We start from the raw sequence: 20,172 nt of genomic DNA on the forward strand, positions 1-20,172 counted from the left end.
AAATATGATGGAAGAATATTTGATTGTGGACGGTTATAATATGGTTGGAGCTTGGCCCGAACTTATAAAAACATCTGAGACAAGTCTAGAAGAAGCACGCAATCAGTTAATTAAATTGCTAGCTGATTATCAAGGGTATTCAGGTATGAAAATCATCGTCGTATTTGATGCTCATCAAGTTCCAGGAATTGGGGTGAAAGAGAAGAATCACAAAATAAAAGTGATCTATACCAAAGAAAAAGAAACGGCAGACGAATGTATAGAAAGATTAGTCACGGAGTTAACTCATCGAAAAAGAGAGATACATGTGGCTACTTCGGATTATGTAGAACAACGTGTAACTTTTGGTAAAGGAGCGCTGAGAAGATCTGCCAGAGAATTATTAATGGATATTAAAGAGAGCAGAAGGAAAGTGGAGAACAAGATAACGAAACACACTAAAAAAAGTAGCTACACATTTGATAGTAAATTATCTAGTGATGTGAAAGATATTTTTGAAAAGTGGCGTAGAGGAGAAAAGTAACGATCTTTCTAAAAAGGTAAATTCAATAAAGACAAGTGGTTGACGGTTTTACTAGTAATCATGTATACTATTTTTATCTTAATTTAGAGTAAAATCTCAAAAATTGACAGTATCCTTGCAGGACCGGAGGGATTATAGTGAGCGTTGACCTCAACGAAAAGTTACACGAGTATTACCTCAAAACGGATGAAGAAATTGTCGAATCGGTCCGAGAAGGCGACAATATTGCTCTAGAGTACTTAATTAATAAATACAAAAATTTTGTGAGAGCTAAAGGGCGATCCTATTTTTTAATAGGAGCTGATCGGGAAGATATTATTCAAGAAGGCATGATAGGGCTTTATAAAGCTATTCGTGATTTTAGGGGAGATAAACTGGCTTCCTTTAAAGCATTTGCAGAATTGTGTATTACAAGGCAAATTATTACCGCAATAAAAACGGCAACTAGACAAAAACACATTCCTTTAAACTCGTATATTTCATTGGACAAGCCTATTTATGATGAAGAATCTGATAGAACTTTATTAGATGTGATTTGTGGATCTAAAGTTACTGATCCAGAAGAATTAATGATTAATAAAGAAGAATTCAGTGGTTTAGAAGATAAGATGGGCGAAATTTTAAGTGATCTAGAACGCAAAGTGTTGATGTTGTATTTAGATGGTAGATCTTATCAAGATATTGCATTGGATTTAGATCGACACATAAAATCTATCGATAATGCTTTGCAAAGAGTGAAGAGGAAATTAGAAAGATATTTAGAAATAAGAGAATTAAATCAATAAACTAAGCATCCATATGGTATATTAGGGTGCTTTTTTAGTAGCTTTTTGAAAAGTTGTGTTATTGAGATTGCTCATTGTTTATTATTAAGAGTGATTGTGAATAATGGGTAATATCATCTTTTTGTTACCTTTTCCTTGACATGGTTTATTCATTGTGATAAATTTTTTTGGGTAGCCTTATTTTGTTACGCGTATATGTTAACATAGACATGAATAGACATGGATAACTAAAAGTTGTCTCGGGAGGTGACATCATGCGGGTGATTATGACTCTTGCGTGTACAGTTTGTAAACGTAGAAATTATACATCAAACAAAAACAAACGAAACCACCCTGACCGCATGGAGATGAAGAAGTTTTGCAGCCATTGCAATCAGCATACGGTTCATCGTGAAACAAGGTAGTTTTTGGAGGTGTTTACTGTGGCAGTCATTAATAGGATCAAACAAGGTTTTGGCTCTACATTTTCATTTTTTTCAGGCAGCTGGTCTGAACTTAAGAAAGTGCGCTGGCCAAAACGGAAAGAATTAACTAGTTATACGATTGTTGTCATATCGACTGTGCTTTTCGTAACACTTTATTTTTACGTACTAGACTTAGGTATTTCTGGTCTTATCGAATTATTCTTTGGGTCAGAGTCATAGGGTGAATATGGATATGGACAAAGGTTGGTATGTTGTGCATACTTATTCAGGGTATGAAAATAAAGTCAAAGCGAATTTAGAAAAACGCGTAGAATCAATGAATATGACAGACAAGATTTTCAGAGTGCTTGTTCCTGTTGAGGAAGAAGTAGTGAACAAAGACGGTAAAAAGAAAACAGTCCAACGCAAAGTTTATCCTGGATATGTCTTAGTAGAAATGGTACAAACAGATGATTCTTGGTATGTAGTTCGTAATACACCAGGTGTTACTGGCTTTGTAGGTTCAGCAGGAGCGGGTTCCAAACCATCTCCTTTATTACCTGATGAAGCAGAATCCATTCTTAAACATATGGGCATTCAGGAACCAAGCCCTATATTTGACTTTGATATTAAAGACAATATTAGAGTGAAAGTAGGTCCATTTGCTGATTTTGTCGGAACAATTGAGGATATCATGCCAGACAAAAACAAAATCAAGGTCCTCGTAAACATGTTTGGTAGAGAAACTCCGTTAGAGCTTGAGTATGATCAAGTGGAGAAAGTTTAGTACCAGACTATTGAAATTACAGCAAGGAGGTGTTACGCATGGCAAAAAAGGTGATTAAACAAGTGAAGCTGCAAATTCCCGCTGGTAAAGCAAATCCGGCACCTCCAGTAGGTCCAGCATTAGGTCAAGCAGGAGTTAACATCATGGCATTTTGTAAAGAGTTTAATGCTCGTACACAAGAACAAGCTGGTTTAATTATTCCAGTTGAAATTTCTGTGTTTGAGGATCGCTCGTTTACATTCATCACCAAAACTCCGCCAGCAGCGGTATTGTTAAAGAAAGCTGCAGGTATTGAGAAAGGTTCTGGAGAACCACATAAAGTTAAGGTTGCTACGGTAAAACGCGATAAGGTGCGTGAAATCGCTGAATCTAAAATGGCTGACTTAAATGCAGGAACTGTGGAAGCAGCAATGCTTATGGTTGAAGGTACAGCAAGAAGTATGGGTATCGTTGTAGAAGACTAATTATTAGTTTCGAATTCGTGGGAGGAATATTCCGTTAATACCACATTAGGAGGAAAATACATCATGGCTAAAAAAGGTAAAAAGTATACAGAAGCTGTTAAACTAATTGATAGTGAGAAATTATATGAGTCAGCAGAAGCGGTAGAATTAGTGAAAAAGACAGCTACTGCGAAGTTTGATGAAACAGTTGAAGTAGCAATTCGTTTGGGTGTTGACCCTAAAAAACAAGACCAAGCTGTTCGTGGAGTCACTGTACTTCCGCATGGTACTGGTAATACAAAAACAGTATTAGTTTTTGCAAAAGGTGAAAAAGCCAAAGAAGCAGAAGCTGCTGGTGCTGACTTTGTTGGTGATCAAGATATGATTAACAAAATTCAACAAGGTTGGTTTGGGTTTGATGTTTGTGTGGCTACACCAGATATGATGAGTGAAGTTGGTAAATTAGGTCGTTTACTTGGTGGTAAAGGTCTAATGCCAAATCCGAAAGCAGGTACAGTCACTTTTGATGTTGAGAAAGCAGTTAAGGAAATTAAGGCTGGTAAAATTGAATTTCGTTTAAACAAACAAGGTCAAATTCACGCTCCAATTGGAAAAGCTTCTTTTGGTGCAGAGCAATTAAGTGAAAACCTTGATTCATTAATGAATTCATTATTAAGAGCTAAGCCTGCATCTGCAAAAGGAACATATTTGAAACATGTTTCCATTTCTTCAACAATGGGTCCTGGTGTGAAGGTGAATACTCAAGTTTACAAATAATTGCTAATTACAGTAATTAGATGTGGTCTTGACATGTATTGATTGTTCTGATAATCTTGAACCTATTGTAATCAATCAAAAATGAATATATTGATCCGTAGACAGTTGGTGCCTTTTATTTTGAGGCTTAATATCCCACCGAGGTGATGTGATAAATTGAAATTTCTTATCATTGAAATTTACATTATCCTGCCTTCGTAAAGTCTACGAAGGTTTTTCTTATTTATTTTAAATATTGGAGGTGTGAAATTTGGCTAATGCAAAAGTACTTGAGCAAAAACAACAAGTTGTTGCTGAAGTGAAAGAAAAGTTTGAATCGAATGCTTGTACTGTTGTTACAGATTATCGTGGGTTGAATGTTACGGATGTAACTGAACTTAGAAAATCTCTTCGTGAAGCAGGCGTAGAATTTAGTGTTATAAAAAACACCTTAGCTAGACGTGCGACTGAAGGATCAGAGTTTGAGAGTTTAAATGAGCATTTTGTTGGTCCTACTGCTGTAGCGTTTAGTAAGGAAGACGTAATTGCACCAGCTAAAATCTTAGCAGACTTCGCTAAAAAGAACGATAACCTAAAAATAAAAGCAGGTGTTCTTGAAGGTCAAGTTGTATCTGTAGATCAAATTAATGATCTTGCTGCTTTACCATCAAGAGAAGGTCTATTATCTATGTTGCTTAGCGTGCTTCAAGCTCCAGTTCGTAACTTTGCACTTGCTGTTAAAGCAGTTGCAGATAAAGATGAAAATGGAGAAGCGCAAGAAGCTTAAATTAAACAAAATTAAACAAAATTAAAATAAATTAAATAATGGAGGTTTACTCATGAGTCAAGAACAAATTTTAGAAGCAATTAAAGGTATGAGTGTTTTAGAACTTAATGATCTTGTTAAAGCAATCGAAGAAGAATTTGGTGTTACTGCTGCTGCGCCAGTTGCAGTAGTTGGTGGAGCTGCTGGTGGAGCTGCTGCTGAAGAAAAAACTGAATTTGATGTTATCCTAACTAGCGCTGGTGGATCTAAAATCAATGTAATCAAAGCAGTTCGTGAAGCAACTGGATTAGGTCTGAAAGAAGCAAAAGCATTAGTTGATGGTGCTCCTGCTCCAATTAAAGAAGGCTTATCTAAAGATGACGCTGAAGCTCTTAAAGCTAAACTTGAAGAAGCTGGTGCTTCAGTAGAATTGAAGTAGAACTTCTTGGAAGCCCCCTCTAGAGATTTTTCCGAGGGGGTTTTCTTTTAAATATGAAAGGAAGAATGGGATGGCTGAGCATTATTACACTCAAGAACCATCAGTACAAAGTAATCGACAAGTGATTCGTGTATCATTGAGAAACAAAGAGTTTAAATTTTATACAGACGCAGGTGTATTCTCTAAAAATATGATTGACTTTGGTTCTAAGTTATTAATAGAACATATGGATATTCCAAGTGACAGTAAAATTCTAGATGTAGGTTGTGGATATGGTCCAATCGGAATATGTGCAGCTTCACTAGAAAAAACCTCTGATGTCACATTGATAGATGTTAATCAAAGAGCGATAGAGTTGGCTGCTGAAAATGCAAAGCTTAATCATATTTCTAATATTAAACTACTTCAAAGTGATGTTTACAGTCGATTAGAAAGTGGTCAAAAATTTGATGTGATTTTAACGAACCCACCTATTCGCGCTGGAAAAGAGGTAGTGCATTCTATTTTTTCAGGTGCAGTTGAAAGATTGAAAGATGGTGGATCACTATGGGTAATTATGCAAAAGAAACAAGGGGCACCTTCAGCATTAGAAAAACTGAAGAGTTTATTTTCAACAGTGGAGGAAGTCTCTAAGAAAAAGGGATTTAAAATATTCAAAGCCATAAATGGCTAAATTTAAAATTTTTCATTAAATCAGTTGACCTTTATTTATCAATATGATATGATAGGTAAATGTCAGAATTAAAGTGGGCGCAATTTCTTTAGTTCATTAAAATGTCAAGATAAAATTTATGAATATTTTTTTCTCTTTTTACGTATAATATTAAGATTTTAGGAAAATCTACTTTATATGTATAAGTGTATCATACGGAGAAATATCTTGGCTACTACAACTTATATTCTGGAAGCTGCCTGAATCTGCAATTTTTAAATTTTGCTTGATAGGGCTTTTCTTGTTTTTCTTTAAGGATAAGGATTCGACGACATCTTCGAATAGTCATCGAAAGGTGATTTTGTTGTGTTGTTATAGGTCAATTGCATGAGAGGTGAAATAGTTTGGCAGGACAACTTGTTCAATTAGGACGACGCGAGCGTAGAAGTTACGCAAGGATTAGTGAAGTGTTGGAGGTTCCAAATTTAATCGAGATTCAAAGGAAATCATATCAGTGGTTTCTTGAAGAAGGTTTACGTGAAATGTTTCACGACATTTCTCCCATTCAGGATTTCACTGGGAACTTAGTATTGGAGTTTATTGACTATAGCTTAGGTGAGCCTAAGTATAATGTCGATGATGCTAAGGAGCGGGATGTGACTTACGCAGCACCGCTGAGAGTGAAAGTTCGTTTAATAAACAAAGAAACAGGAGAAGTGAAAGAACAGGAAGTTTTCATGGGAGACTTTCCACTTATGACAGAAACAGGTACATTCATCATTAATGGTGCTGAACGTGTTATTGTCAGTCAGCTTGTGCGTTCTCCAAGTGTTTATTTTAGTACTAAACCTGATAAACACGGAAAACCAGCTTATACCACAACCGTAATTCCGAATCGTGGAGCTTGGCTTGAGTTAGAAACAGATGCTAAAAATATTATTTATGTTCGTATTGATCGTACACGTAAAATTCCAGTCACGGTTCTTTTAAGAGCGCTTGGATTTAGCTCGGACCAGGAGATTATCGATTTATTAGGTGAAGACGAGTATATTCGTAATACCCTTGAAAAAGATAATACTGAAAATACCGATAAAGCGTTGTTAGAGATTTATGAGAGATTAAGACCGGGTGAGCCACCTACTGTAGATAATGCGAAAAGTTTATTGATTTCTCGATTTTTTGATCCTAGAAGATATGATCTTGCAAATGTAGGAAGATACAAGATTAATAAAAAACTACATATCAAGGATCGTTTGTTCAATCAACGACTTGCTGAATCATTAATAGATCAGGAAACTGGAGAAATTATTGCAGAAGCTGGTCAGGTTGTTGATCGAAGATTACTTGATTCCATTATGTCTAACTTGGAGAAAAGTGTAGGTTTTAAAGAATATAGTGTTTCTACTGGTGTTTTAGATGAAGATACGATACCAATTCAAGCGATTAATGTATTTTCTCCAATTGAAGATGCTAAAGTAGTAAAGATCATCTCAAATGGTAATATTGAAAAGGATGTAAAACACATTACTCAAGCTGATATCATCGCATCCATTAATTACTTTATCAATCTGTTGCATGGTATTGGTCATACAGATGATATTGATCATTTAGGGAATCGTAGACTTCGCTCAGTTGGAGAGCTTTTACAAAATCAATTCCGTATTGGGTTATCTAGAATGGAGAGAGTTGTAAGAGAACGGATGTCCATTCAAGACACAAACGCGATTACACCACAAGCGTTGATTAATATTCGTCCTGTCATCGCTTCAATAAAGGAGTTTTTTGGTAGTTCACAGTTGTCTCAATTTATGGATCAAACGAATCCGTTGGCAGAGCTTACTCATAAGAGACGTCTTTCAGCTCTTGGACCAGGTGGTTTAACAAGAGAGCGTGCAGGATTTGAGGTTCGTGACGTTCATAATTCTCATTATGGACGGATGTGTCCGATTGAAACTCCAGAGGGACCGAATATCGGATTAATTAACTCACTATCAACGTTTGCTAGAGTGAATGAATTTGGTTTCATTGAAGCTCCTTATCGTTGGGTAGACCCAAGTACTGGTCAAGTAACTACAAAAATAGATTATTTGACAGCGGATGAAGAAGATAACTATGTAGTAGCACAAGCGAATGCAAAACTGAACGAAGATGGTACATTTGAAAATGATATGATCATTGTTCGTTACAATAAGTCTGCGGATAACATTCAGACCATGCCTAAAGAACGTGTCGATTATATGGACGTGTCTCCGAAGCAGGTTGTGTCTGTTGCTACCGCATTGATTCCGTTTCTTGAAAATGACGATTCAAACCGTGCGTTGATGGGATCGAACATGCAACGTCAGGCTGTACCATTGTTGATTCCTAGATCTCCATTTATAGGTACGGGAATGGAACATAAGGCAGCCAAGGATTCAGGGGTTTGTATCGTTTCAAAACACGATGGTTTTATTGAAAAAGTTTCGGCCAACGAAATTTTAGTTAGACAACAAGAAACGATAGATGGAAAAGTAGTAAATGGTGATTTGATTCGTCATAGAATCCATAAATTCTTACGCTCTAACCAAGGGACTTGTATTAATCAACGTCCAATAGTGAAAGTAGGAGAGCCAGTTAAGATTGGAGACATTTTAGCGGATGGTCCCTCCACTGAAAAAGGCGAATTAGCTTTAGGTCAAAACGTTGTCGTAGCTTTTATGACGTGGGAAGGTTATAACTATGAGGATGCGATTCTTTTAAGTGAAAAACTAGTGAAAGAAGATGTGTATACCTCAGTTCATATAGAAGAATACGAATCAGAAGCTCGTGATACTAAACTTGGTCCAGAGGAAATCACTAGAGATATTCCTAACGTTGGTGAGGATGCACTCAGAAATCTAGATGAACGAGGCATTATTCGTGTAGGTGCAGAGATTTTCGCTGGGGATATATTAGTAGGTAAGGTTACACCTAAAGGAGTAACGGAACTTACTGCAGAAGAGAGATTGCTTCATGCTATATTCGGTGAAAAAGCTCGAGAGGTAAGAGATACTTCACTTCGAGTTCCACATGGTACAAATGGTATCGTCGTAGACGTAAAAGTATTTACGCGTGAAAATGGTGATGAGCTTCCACCGGGAGTGAATCAACTTGTTCGAGTATATATTGCTCAAAAACGCAAAATCTCCGAAGGGGATAAAATGGCAGGTCGACATGGAAACAAAGGGGTAATCGCAAGAATACTACCTGAGGAAGATATGCCTTTCTTGCCAGATGGCACACCAGTCCAAGTTGTATTAAACCCTCTTGGGGTTCCATCACGTATGAATATCGGTCAGGTACTTGAGGTTCATTTGGGTATGGCCGCAAGATATCTTGGCATACATGTTGCAACACCTGTTTTTGATGGGGCAACTGAGGTGGATGTATTTGATACGATGGAAGAAGCTGGAATGCAACGTAATGGTAAGACAAAATTGTTTGATGGTCGTACTGGTGACCAGTTTGAACGTGAAGTCACTGTAGGTGTGATGTATATGATTAAACTTGCGCATATGGTTGATGACAAAATTCACGCTCGTTCTACTGGACCTTATTCATTAGTTACACAACAACCGTTGGGTGGTAAAGCACAGTTTGGTGGTCAGCGCTTTGGTGAGATGGAAGTATGGGCACTGAAGGCTTATGGTGCAGCTTATACACTTCAAGAGATTTTAACTGTAAAATCGGATGATGTTGTAGGTCGTGTAAAAACCTATGAATCCATTGTCAAAGGTGAGAATGTTCCTGAGCCTGGTATTCCAGAAAGCTTTAAAGTTTTAATTAAAGAGCTTCAAAGTTTAGGTATGGATGTTAAAATGTTAACTGAAAATGAAGAAGAGATTGATTTGAAAGAGTCGGATGATGAAGACGAGGATTCAAACAAAGATAAGTTAAGCCTTCAAATTGAAGGTGCTGAAGTGAAAGTGGATTAATAAAAAAACACGCTAGAGGAGGGTCGCTCCTTGATGGACGTTAATAATTTTGAATTTATGAAAATTGGATTAGCTTCACCGAATTTAATACGCTCATGGTCTCGTGGAGAAGTGAAAAAACCTGAAACGATTAACTATCGAACATTAAAACCTGAAAAGGAAGGGTTATTCTGCGAAAAGATCTTTGGACCTACGAAAGACTGGGAATGTCACTGTGGAAAATATAAGAGAGTACGCTACAAAGGTGTAGTATGTGATCGTTGTGGTGTTGAAGTTACTCGAGCTAAAGTAAGACGTGAACGTATGGGACACATTGAGTTGGCAGCACCAGTAACTCACATTTGGTATTTTAAAGGGATTCCAAGTCGTATGGGTCTTGCGTTAGATATGTCTCCAAGGTCTTTGGAGGAGATCATCTATTTTGCATCCTACGTTGTGACAGATCCCGGTGAAACACCACTTGAGAAAAAACAGCTGCTTTCAGAGAAAGAGTATCGCAGTTATCGTGAAAAGTATGGTTTTGGATTTCATGCAGGTATGGGTGCTGAAGCTATAAAAAAACTTCTACAAAGTTTAGATGTCAACAAAGATATTAGTGTATTAAAAGAAGAGCTTAAAACTGCGCAAGGTCAAAGAAGAAATAGAGCAGTAAAACGTTTGGAAGTGTTGGAGGCCTTTAGAAACTCAGCGAATGACCCTGAGTGGATGATTTTGGATGTATTGCCTGTCATTCCACCTGAACTTAGACCGATGGTGCAATTAGACGGTGGTAGATTCGCTACCTCAGATCTGAATGATTTATATCGCAGAGTGATTAACCGTAATAATCGTTTAAAAAGACTTCTAGATTTAGGTGCACCAGATATTATCGTTCAGAACGAGAAACGTATGTTGCAGGAAGCAGTTGATGCATTAATTGATAATGGTCGACGCGGAAGACCAGTTACAGGACCAGGAAATAGACCGTTAAAATCTCTTAGTCATATGTTAAAAGGGAAGCAGGGTCGTTTCCGTCAGAACCTTTTAGGTAAAAGGGTTGACTATTCTGGTAGATCTGTAATTGTTGTTGGTCCTTACTTGAAAATGTATCAGTGTGGTCTTCCAAAAGAAATGGCGTTGGAATTGTTCAAACCTTTTGTTATGAAAGAGTTAGTTAGTAAAGGGTTTGCTCATAATATAAAAAGCGCAAAACGAAAAGTGGAAAAAGTAAGTCCTGACGTTTGGGATGTTTTAGAAGATGTGATTAAGGAACATCCTGTTCTTCTAAACCGTGCACCTACGCTTCATAGATTGGGAATCCAAGCCTTCGAACCTATTTTAGTTGAAGGAAAAGCGATCAGATTACATCCATTAGTATGTACGGCATATAATGCGGATTTTGATGGGGACCAAATGGCCGTCCATGTTCCATTATCTGCAGAAGCACAAGCTGAATCAAGAATACTGATGCTGGCTTCAGGTAATATTTTAAATCCAAAGGATGGGAAACCTGTTGTTACACCATCACAGGATATGGTTTTAGGTACGTACTACTTGACGATTGATAATCCAGAAGCTAAAGGAACTGGGAGAATCTTTAAATCGGTTCATGAAGCCATTTCTGCATATCAATTGGGGCACGCATCCTTACATGCAAGAGTTGCTATCCCAGTTAAGGCGTTAAAAAAAGAGGATATTACAGAAAAACAACAAAAAGCTCTGTTAGTCACGACGGTAGGGAAGATTATATTTAATGAAATTTTCCCAAGTGTATTTCCTTTCATTAATGAACCAACGAAGAGGAATTTAGAAAAAACACCTGATGAATATTATATATATAAAAAAGGTACGAATGTAAGAGAGTACATTAAAAGTTTGCCAACCGTTGGGGGCATTGGGAAAGACTATTTAGGTAATATCATTGCAGAATGTTTTAGGGAGTACAAAACGACACAATGTTCTATTATTTTAGATAAAATAAAAGAGGTTGGGTTTACTTACTCCACTAAAGCGGGAATTACAATTGCTGTATCAGATGTTATTGTTCCAGAAGAGAAATATGTGCTCATGAAAGAAAATGAAGATAAAGTAGAAACAGTAATGAAACAGTATCGTCGCGGATTAATTACACATGATGAAAGACATGAACGAATTATCGCCATCTGGAGTAAAGCAAAAGATGAAATCTCTGAAGTGATGATGAGTAAGTTTGATAAATTTAATAACATTACTTTAATGGTTGATTCCAAAGCAAGGGGTAATAAATCTCAGATTACTCAATTAGGTGGTATGCGTGGACTAATGGCAGATCCATCAGGACATATTCATGAATTACCGATCAAATCTAACTTCCGTGAAGGTTTAACTGTATTAGAATATTTCATTTCTACGCATGGTGCGAGAAAAGGTCTTGCTGATACTGCTTTACGTACTGCAGATTCAGGATATTTAACCCGTCGTTTAGTTGACGTAGCCCAGGATGTAGTAGTTCGTGAAGATAGTTGTAAAACCGATAAAGGATTCTTAGTATCAAAAATACAAGATGGTAAGGAAGTTATCGAAAATCTGTATGATCGCATTGAGGGTCGTTATGCATTTGCAACAGTACGTCATCCAGAAACAAACAAAATTATCGTTAAACGTGACGATATGATTGACGATCGAATTGCACAAAAAATCATCGCAGCAGGAATTGAAAAAGTACAAATTCGTTCTGTTCTAAGTTGTCGCGCTCGTCATGGCGTATGTAAAAAATGTTATGGTCGTAACTTGGCTACAGGATTTAACGTAGAAATCGGAGAAGCAGTTGGAATTATAGCAGCTCAATCTATCGGTGAACCTGGAACACAGTTAACCATGCGTACTTTCCATACAGGTGGAGTTGCTGGAGATGATATTACACAAGGTTTACCTCGTATTCAGGAGTTGTTTGAAGCTAGAAACCCTAAGGGTCAAGCGCTTATTTCTGAAATAGATGGAGTTGTAAAAGAAATCCGCGAAGTTAAAGATGGTCGTGAAGTTGAAATTGAAGGTGACGCGGAATCAAAAGAGTACACGTTAAGTTACGGCTCTAGAATGAGAATAGCTGTAGGTCAACAAATCGAAGCTGGAGATGAGTTAACGGACGGTTCTATCGATCCTAAAGAAATGTTACGTATTAAAGGCATTCAAGGTGTCCAAAACTATATTCTACAAGAAGTACAACGTGTATACCGTAATCAGGGTGTTGAAATAAATGATAAACACATTGAGGTTATGGTTCGTCAAATGCTTAGAAAAATACGTATCGTGATGTCAGGTGATACGAAATTACTTCCGGGCTCTTTTACAGATGTTCATGAATATGAAGAGGAGAACAAAAAAGCATTGTTCTCTGATCGGGAACCTGCAGTAGCAAAGCCAGTGCTGTTAGGTATTACAAAAGCATCATTAGAAACTGATTCCTTCTTATCTGCAGCATCATTCCAAGAAACAACAAGAGTTTTGACAGATGCAGCCATTAAAGGTAAGGTAGACCAATTGTTAGGTCTTAAGGAAAATGTTATCATTGGTAAATTGATTCCTGCAGGTACAGGAATGAATCGTTACCGCGATGTTAAAATTGTTGATCAAACCAGTGAAAATGTAGAGCTAGAAGAATCACTTAAAGAAACAGTAACGGTAAAGTGAATTTAATATTGACAATGTATTTTTCAGGTGATATTATATTCAAGTGTGCCAAAAACAAATTTCCTGATACTTTGGAGGATGATTAATGTCTTATGAAAAAGTAACACAGGCTAATCGTTTATCGATAGGCACAAAGCAGACTTTAAAAGTGGTCGAACGTGGCAGTGCCACAGAAGTTTACGTTGCGAAGGATGCAGATCCAAAAGTGACGACCAAAGTAATTATGCTTTGTAAGGATATGAACGTTAACATCATTTATGTAGACTCAATGAAACAGCTTGGAAAAGCATGTGGAATTGAAGTTGGAGCTGCTGTAGCAGCCGTAATAAACGACTAACACTATGTTTTTGTTTGCCTTTGGTTTTATGAATTAATTTGACTAAGGGCGGACAAAAACATTTCCTTTGTTCAATTTTGAACCACCTGGATCTGTGGACATAAAAAAATAATTTTTTCAGTCATTATTTTAGGAAGGAGGTGCGGGAATGCCAACTATTAATCAGTTAGTTAGAAAAGGACGTCAAGCAAAAGTTGTAAAATCAACTTCACCTGCTTTACAAAAAGGGTATAATGCGCTAAGAAGAGAAGAAACTAATCTAAGTGCACCTCAAAAACGTGGAGTTTGTACTCGTGTAGGAACGATGACACCGAAAAAACCAAACTCAGCCTTGAGAAAATATGCTCGTGTCCGTTTAACAAATCGTATTGAGGTTACTGCTTATATACCTGGTATTGGTCACAACCTACAAGAACATAGTGTTGTTTTAGTGCGCGGTGGTAGAGTTAAAGATCTCCCAGGGGTACGTTATCATATCGTTCGTGGTGCTTTAGATACTGCAGGTGTTAACGACCGTAAACAGGGAAGATCAAAATACGGTGCTAAAAGACCAAAATCATAATAGAATCACAACAAAAGAAATTACTCAGAAAGGAGGATGACCATGCCTCGTAAAGGACCCGTAACTCGTAGAGATGTATTACCTGATCCAATATATAGCAGTAAGCTTGTCACAAGATTAATCAATAGAATTATGATTGATGGAAAAAGAGGTGTTGCTCAGTCTATTTTATATAATTCATTTGATATTATTAAAAACCGTACTGACAGTGACCCAATGGAAGTTTTTGAGCAAGCAATCAAAAACATCATGCCAGTTCTTGAAGTTAAAGCACGTCGTGTTGGTGGTTCAAACTATCAAGTGCCGATAGAAGTGAAACCAGAACGTCGTACTGCATTGGGACTTCGTTGGTTAGTAAACTATTCCCGTCTTCGCGGTGAAAAAACAATGGAAGAGCGTTTAGCTGCAGAAATTATGGATGCTAGTAACAATACTGGTGCAGCAGTTAAAAAACGTGAAGATACTCATAAAATGGCGGAAGCAAATAAAGCATTTGCTCACTATCGCTGGTAAAATAATATGAACTAGAAAGGAGATTATATAATGACTAGAGAATTCTCCTTAAATGATACACGTAATATTGGGATCATGGCGCACATTGATGCTGGTAAAACTACTACTACAGAACGTATTTTGTTCTACACTGGTCGTACTCACAAAATTGGTGAGGTTCACGAAGGTGGAGCAACGATGGACTGGATGGAGCAAGAACAGGAGCGAGGTATTACTATTACCTCCGCTGCTACTACTGCTCAGTGGAAAGATCATCGCATTAACATTATTGATACCCCGGGACACGTTGACTTTACAGTTGAGGTTGAACGTTCCCTTCGTGTATTAGATGGAGCAGTTGGTGTATTCTGTGCAAAAGGCGGAGTAGAACCTCAATCTGAAACCGTTTGGCGTCAAGCAGACCGTTATGGTGTGCCACGTATAGCATATGTAAACAAAATGGACATTCTTGGTGCTGACTTTGAAGGTGCTGTTGCACAAATGCGAGAAAGACTTCAAGCAAATGCAGTACCTATTCAATACCCAATTGGTGCTGAAGACAATTTTCAAGGTTTTGTAGACTTAGTAGAAAATGTTGCATGGATTTTCAAAGATGATTTAGGTCAAGATATTGAAAAATCAGGAATTCCTGCGGATTTAACTGATAAAGTTGAAGAACTTCGTAATGAAATGATTGAAAAGATTGCAGAGTTAGATGAAGATTTGACTATGAAATACCTAGAAGGAGAAGAAATCACAATCGAAGAGTTGAAAGCAGCACTTCGTATAGGTGTTTGTGATGTTAAAATCACACCCGTTCTATGTGGTTCTTCTTACAAGAACAAAGGAGTTCAAGCGGTATTAGATGCAGTTATTGCTTATTTACCTGCTCCTACTGATGTTCCTCCTATCCGTGGTGAACTTGAAGATGGTACAGAGGTATTTAGAAATTCTTCAGATGAAGAACCATTTTCTGGTTTAGCATTTAAAATTATGACTGACCCTTATGTTGGTAAATTAACGTTTTTCCGTGTGTACTCTGGAACATTAACTTCAGGTTCATATGTTTTAAATACAACAAAAGGAAAACGTGAAAGAGTCGGTCGTATCCTAATGATGCATGCAAACAGTAGAGAAGAAGTAGGGACTGTATATGCTGGGGATATTGCTGCGGGAGTTGGGTTTAAAGACACAACAACAGGAGATACTTTAAGTGATGAAAAGAATCCGGTGATATTGGAATCTATGACATTTCCTGATCCTGTTATCTCTGTGGCGATTGAACCGAAAACGAAAACTGACCAAGATAAAATGGGTATTGCACTATCTAAATTAGCTGAGGAAGATCCTACTTTCAAAACCGAAACGGATGATGAAACAGGACAAACGATTATTAAAGGGATGGGTGAACTTCACCTTGAGATTATCGTTGACCGCCTTATGCGTGAATTCAAAGTAGATGCTAATGTAGGTAAACCACAGGTTGCTTACAGGGAAACATTCAAAACTTCGGCAAAAGTAGAAGGTAAATTTGTACGTCAATCAGGTGGTCGTGGTCAATTTGGACACGTATGGGTTGAGTTTACTCCACTTGAAGCTGGTGACGGTTTCGTATTTGAAAACAAAATTGTCGGTGGATCTGTTCCTAGAGAATACATCCCAGCAGTACAAAACGGTATTCAAGAATCAATGCAAAGTGGTGTACTTGCTGGTTATCCGCTAGTTGATGTGAAAGCAACTTTATATGATGGTTCTTACCATGATGTCGATTCTAGTGAAATGGCATTTAAAATTGCTGGTTCCATGGCATTAAAAGGAGCAAAAGGGAAATGTAATCCTGTTATCCTAGAACCGATCTTTAAAATTGAGGTCACTATCCCAGAAGAATATATGGGTGACATTATGGGTGACGTAAGTTCTCGTCGTGGACGTGTTGAAGGTATGGATTCACGCGGTGGTGCACAAATCATCCGTGCTAAAGTACCTTTATCAGAAATGTTTGGATATTCCACATCACTTCGTTCTAGAACACAAGGACGTGGAACATACTCTATGGAATTATCTCATTATGAAGAAGTACCTAAGTCTATAGCAGAAGAAATTACTGCTAAAAACCAAGGTGCATAAAAAATAAATTATGATTGAATGAAATGAGGAGGAAGATTTAAAATGGGAAAAGCTAAATTTGAACGTAATAAACCACATTTAAACGTTGGTACTATCGGTCACGTTGACCATGGTAAAACAACTTTAACAGCAGCAATCACTACTGTATTAACTAAAACATACGGTGGAGGAGAAGCTCGTGCTTTTGATCAAATCGATAATGCACCTGAGGAAAGAGAACGCGGTATCACAATCGCAACTTCTCACGTTGAGTATGAATCTGAAGCTCGTCACTATGCCCACGTAGATTGTCCTGGACATGCTGACTATGTTAAAAACATGATTACTGGAGCAGCACAAATGGATGGAGCGATTCTTGTTGTATCTGCAGCAGACGGTCCAATGCCACAAACTCGTGAGCACATCTTACTTTCACGTCAGGTTGGCGTACCTTACATTGTAGTATTCATGAACAAATGTGATATGGTTGAAGATGAAGAGTTATTAGAATTAGTAGAGATGGAAATTCGTGATCTATTAAACGAATACGAATTCCCTGGTGACGATACTCCAATCGTTCAAGGATCTGCATTAAAAGCTTTAGAAGATCCAGATGGTGAGTACGGACAAAAAATCATTGAATTATTTAAAATCATCGACGAGTATGTTCCAGAACCTGAACGTCAAACTGACAAACCTTTCTTAATGCCTGTTGAGGATGTATTCTCAATTACAGGTCGTGGTACAGTTGCTACTGGTCGTGTTGAGCGTGGTACTGTAACTGTAGGTGAAGAAATTGAAATCGTAGGTATCGAAGAAGAAACTAAGAAAACTACGGTTACTGGTGTTGAAATGTTTAGAAAACTTCTTGACTCAGCTCAAGCAGGTGACAATATTGGAGCATTGCTTCGTGGTGTTGATCGTACTGACATCGTTCGTGGTCAAGTATTAGCTAAACCAGGGTCAGTTAACCCACATACAAAATTTAGTGCTCAAGTTTACGTTTTAACTAAAGAAGAAGGTGGACGTCATAAGCCATTCTTTACTGGATACCGTCCTCAATTCTACTTCCGTACAACTGACGTAACTGGTATCATCGAACTTCCAGAAGGTACTGAAATGGTTATGCCTGGTGACAACATCACTGTAACAGTTGAACTAATCAACCCAATCGCAATAGAAGAAGGTACTCGCTTCGCGATTCGTGAGGGTGGACGTACAGTTGGTGCTGGTGCGGTAGCAACTATCGAAAAATAAAAAAATGATCAATATTTATTTAAGTCCTTGTCAATTATGACGAGGACTTTTCTCCATTATATATAGATAGTGAGAGAATATTGTTATCGATTATTACAAAAATATTATGAAGGAATGAATAAAATTTCATTTCAATCTATAGGTGAAAATATTTTACTTGCAATTTGTATGTATTTTTTATATAATAGTGGAGTTGGTCTGAGACAGTGCGATGATGTGAGAGGTTGCTGACACACACGGCTCCTTTGCCATGAGTCATGTGTTAGGATATTTTCATGGAGTAGGTCCGATTAAAATTTGGGCGATAGAAGGAGGGAATTTGAATGGCAAAGCAAAAGATTAGAATTCGATTAAAGGCGTATGATCATAGAGTGTTAGATCAATCTGCTGAAAAAATTGTTGAAACAGCTAAACGTTCTGGTGCAAGTGTTTCTGGTCCGATACCGTTACCTACTGAAAAACAAATAGTAACGGTTTTAAGAGCGGTACACAAATACAAAGATTCTAGAGAACAATTTGAAATGCGTACACATAAACGTCTGATCGATATTGTGAATCCAACGCCGCAAACAGTTGATGCTCTTATGCGTCTGGATTTGCCATCCGGTGTGGATATTGAAATAAAATTATAATATTAATCTTAACTTTACATTTAGAAACGAGGTGTCAAAATGACTGCGAAAGGTATCTTAGGTAAGAAATTAGGAATGACTCAAGTTTTCACGCCAGAAGGAATCGTAATTCCTGTAACGGTTGTAGAAGCTGGGCCAAACGTAGTTCTTCAAAAGAAGGATCTTGAAACGGATGGATACGAAGCGATCCAACTTGGTTTCGGAGATAAAAAAGAAAATAACGCAATTAAACCTGAAAAGGGTCATGCGAAGAAAGCAAACGCAACACCTAAGCGCTACGTGAAAGAATTTCGCGGAATTAATTCAAGCGAATATGAAGTAGGGCAAGAAGTAAAAGCAGACATATTTGCTGAAGGTGAGTTTGTTGATGTTACAGGAACTTCCAAGGGTAAAGGATTCCAAGGTGCTATTAAAAGACATGGACAACGCATAGGTCCTAAGAGTCACGGGTCTCATTATCATCGTAAACCAGGTTCAATGGGTGCGATTGTCAATCGTGTATTCAAAGGAAAGAAATTACCTGGACACATGGGTTCTGAAACAGTGACATTACAAAATCTTGAAGTAGTTAAAGTGGATGTTGAAAAAAACATCATTTTAGTTAAAGGATCTATTCCTGGTGCTAAAAAAAGCTTTGTAAGACTTCAAGCATCCGTTAAAAAATAGAGGTTATACAGAAAGGAGGATTTCATAATGCCAAAGGTTGCCTTATATGATGTGAATGGCTCACAAGTAGGTGATGTAGAATTATCTGATGCAGTGTTTGGGATTGAACCAAACAAGCATGTTCTTCATCAAGCTGTAGTGATGCAACAAGCATCTTTACGTCAAGGTACTCACAAAGTAAAAGGACGTTCTGAAGTGCGTGGTGGCGGACGCAAACCATGGAAACAAAAAGGAACGGGTAGAGCACGTCAAGGTACGATCAGAGCACCTCAATGGAAAGGTGGAGGTGTTGTATTTGGACCAACACCAAGAAGCTATGCTACTAAATTACCTAAAAAGGTACGTCGCTTAGCTATCAAATCTGCACTTTCTTCAAAAGTGATTTCTAATGAAATTATCGTATTAGATCAATTAGTATTGGAACAACCGAAAACAAAACAATTCGCTTCTATTTTAAATAAATTAAAAGTTGAACGTAAAGCACTAGTAGTTGGATTGGATACTGACAATAATGCAGCGTTATCCGCTCGCAATATTCCAGGTGTTAAATTCGTTGCTGCTGATGGTATAAATGTTTTGGACGTTCTGGCTTATGATAATTTAATTATTACTAAAGAAGCTGTTGAGAAAGTAGAGGAGGTGCTTGCGTAATGAAATATGCTCACGATCTTATCAAGCGCCCTGTCGTTACTGAACGTTCTAGCGATATGATGGCAGACAATAAATACGTTTTTGAAGTGGATTTACGTGCGAACAAAACGGAAATCAAACAGGCTGTTGAAGAAGTATTCAAAGTAAAAGTCTTGAAAGTTAATACGATTAGAATGCCTAAAAAGCCTAAGACTTATGGGCGCCACAGAGGATATACATCTGAATGGAAAAAAGCAATTATCACATTGAGTGATGATAGTAAACCATTGGAGTATTTTGAAACTGTATAAGAAAATTTTTTAATGTAAGGAGG

General features: G+C 37.5%; 21 protein-coding genes and 1 other annotated feature. All 21 genes read left to right on the forward strand.

What is annotated here, in order from left to right; genetic code table 11:
• The first annotated feature begins 7 nt into the window (after positions 1-7).
• The 21 genes from EPK97_RS19730 to rplW all read left to right on the forward strand — a co-directional run bounded on the left by EPK97_RS19730 (position 8) and on the right by rplW (position 20,149).
• Positions 8-523 (forward strand): NYN domain-containing protein, encoded by a 516-nt coding sequence (locus EPK97_RS19730; RefSeq protein ID WP_162038405.1) that lies wholly within the window; start codon positions 8-10, stop codon positions 521-523.
• A 137-nt stretch (positions 524-660) separates the two neighbouring features.
• Positions 661-1,308, forward strand: a complete 648-nt coding sequence (sigH, locus tag EPK97_RS19735; RefSeq protein WP_162038353.1) for an RNA polymerase sporulation sigma factor SigH — start codon at positions 661-663, stop codon at positions 1,306-1,308.
• A 254-nt stretch (positions 1,309-1,562) separates the two neighbouring features.
• Positions 1,563-1,712, forward strand: a complete 150-nt coding sequence (gene rpmG / locus EPK97_RS19740) for a 50S ribosomal protein L33 (RefSeq protein ID WP_162038354.1) — start codon at positions 1,563-1,565, stop codon at positions 1,710-1,712.
• Between the two features lie 18 nt (positions 1,713-1,730).
• Entirely contained in the window at positions 1,731-1,952 is a 222-nt protein-coding gene (gene secE, locus EPK97_RS19745) for a preprotein translocase subunit SecE (protein WP_162038355.1), read from the forward strand.
• Between the two features lie 13 nt (positions 1,953-1,965).
• The gene (nusG, locus tag EPK97_RS19750; RefSeq protein ID WP_162038356.1) at positions 1,966-2,499 is read left to right on the forward strand and encodes a transcription termination/antitermination protein NusG; all 534 of its coding nucleotides are present in this window, start codon (positions 1,966-1,968) and stop codon (positions 2,497-2,499) included.
• 38 nt (positions 2,500-2,537) lie between these two features.
• Entirely contained in the window at positions 2,538-2,963 is a 426-nt protein-coding gene (gene rplK, locus EPK97_RS19755) for a 50S ribosomal protein L11 (RefSeq protein ID WP_162038357.1), read from the forward strand.
• A 63-nt stretch (positions 2,964-3,026) separates the two neighbouring features.
• Positions 3,027-3,719: a 50S ribosomal protein L1 gene (rplA, locus tag EPK97_RS19760; RefSeq protein WP_162038358.1), complete on the forward strand. Its 693-nt coding sequence runs from the start codon at positions 3,027-3,029 to the stop codon at positions 3,717-3,719.
• A 77-nt stretch (positions 3,720-3,796) separates the two neighbouring features.
• Positions 3,797-3,948 (forward strand) — a sequence feature (ribosomal protein L10 leader region).
• 21 nt (positions 3,949-3,969) lie between these two features.
• A complete protein-coding gene (rplJ, locus tag EPK97_RS19765) occupies positions 3,970-4,485 on the forward strand; it encodes a 50S ribosomal protein L10 (RefSeq protein ID WP_162038359.1) in 516 nt (171 codons plus the stop codon).
• A gap of 52 nt (positions 4,486-4,537) precedes the next feature.
• Positions 4,538-4,903, forward strand: a complete 366-nt coding sequence (rplL, locus tag EPK97_RS19770; RefSeq protein ID WP_162038360.1) for a 50S ribosomal protein L7/L12 — start codon at positions 4,538-4,540, stop codon at positions 4,901-4,903.
• Positions 4,904-4,973: 70 nt separating this feature from the next.
• A complete protein-coding gene (locus EPK97_RS19775) occupies positions 4,974-5,576 on the forward strand; it encodes a class I SAM-dependent methyltransferase (RefSeq protein WP_162038361.1) in 603 nt (200 codons plus the stop codon).
• Between the two features lie 383 nt (positions 5,577-5,959).
• Positions 5,960-9,508, forward strand: a complete 3,549-nt coding sequence (gene rpoB / locus EPK97_RS19780; RefSeq protein ID WP_162038362.1) for a DNA-directed RNA polymerase subunit beta — start codon at positions 5,960-5,962, stop codon at positions 9,506-9,508.
• 30 nt (positions 9,509-9,538) lie between these two features.
• Positions 9,539-13,156: a DNA-directed RNA polymerase subunit beta' gene (gene rpoC, locus EPK97_RS19785; protein WP_162038363.1), complete on the forward strand. Its 3,618-nt coding sequence runs from the start codon at positions 9,539-9,541 to the stop codon at positions 13,154-13,156.
• Between the two features lie 85 nt (positions 13,157-13,241).
• The gene (locus tag EPK97_RS19790) at positions 13,242-13,493 is read left to right on the forward strand and encodes a 50S ribosomal protein L7ae-like protein (protein ID WP_162038364.1); all 252 of its coding nucleotides are present in this window, start codon (positions 13,242-13,244) and stop codon (positions 13,491-13,493) included.
• Positions 13,494-13,641: 148 nt separating this feature from the next.
• Positions 13,642-14,055, forward strand: coding sequence for a 30S ribosomal protein S12 (gene rpsL, locus EPK97_RS19795; RefSeq protein ID WP_160647156.1), 414 nt, complete (start codon positions 13,642-13,644; stop codon positions 14,053-14,055).
• A 42-nt stretch (positions 14,056-14,097) separates the two neighbouring features.
• Positions 14,098-14,568 (forward strand): 30S ribosomal protein S7, encoded by a 471-nt coding sequence (gene rpsG / locus EPK97_RS19800; protein ID WP_162038365.1) that lies wholly within the window; start codon positions 14,098-14,100, stop codon positions 14,566-14,568.
• Between the two features lie 30 nt (positions 14,569-14,598).
• Positions 14,599-16,674, forward strand: a complete 2,076-nt coding sequence (gene fusA / locus EPK97_RS19805; protein ID WP_162038366.1) for an elongation factor G — start codon at positions 14,599-14,601, stop codon at positions 16,672-16,674.
• A gap of 42 nt (positions 16,675-16,716) precedes the next feature.
• The gene (gene tuf, locus EPK97_RS19810) at positions 16,717-17,910 is read left to right on the forward strand and encodes an elongation factor Tu (protein WP_162038367.1); all 1,194 of its coding nucleotides are present in this window, start codon (positions 16,717-16,719) and stop codon (positions 17,908-17,910) included.
• Between the two features lie 323 nt (positions 17,911-18,233).
• On the forward strand, positions 18,234-18,542 hold the full coding sequence (gene rpsJ / locus EPK97_RS19815) for a 30S ribosomal protein S10 (RefSeq protein WP_162038368.1): 309 nt from the start codon (positions 18,234-18,236) through the stop codon (positions 18,540-18,542).
• A 39-nt stretch (positions 18,543-18,581) separates the two neighbouring features.
• Positions 18,582-19,208, forward strand: coding sequence for a 50S ribosomal protein L3 (rplC, locus tag EPK97_RS19820; RefSeq protein ID WP_162038369.1), 627 nt, complete (start codon positions 18,582-18,584; stop codon positions 19,206-19,208).
• Between the two features lie 27 nt (positions 19,209-19,235).
• Positions 19,236-19,859, forward strand: a complete 624-nt coding sequence (gene rplD, locus EPK97_RS19825) for a 50S ribosomal protein L4 (protein ID WP_162038370.1) — start codon at positions 19,236-19,238, stop codon at positions 19,857-19,859.
• The gene (gene rplW / locus EPK97_RS19830; protein ID WP_162038371.1) at positions 19,859-20,149 is read left to right on the forward strand and encodes a 50S ribosomal protein L23; all 291 of its coding nucleotides are present in this window, start codon (positions 19,859-19,861) and stop codon (positions 20,147-20,149) included. The genes rplD and rplW overlap by 1 nt, the downstream gene beginning before the upstream one ends.
• Positions 20,150-20,172: the final 23 nt, after the last annotated feature.

This window comes from Chengkuizengella sediminis, from assembly GCF_010078385.1.
Lineage (GTDB): Bacteria > Bacillota > Bacilli > Paenibacillales > KCTC-33759 > Chengkuizengella > Chengkuizengella sediminis.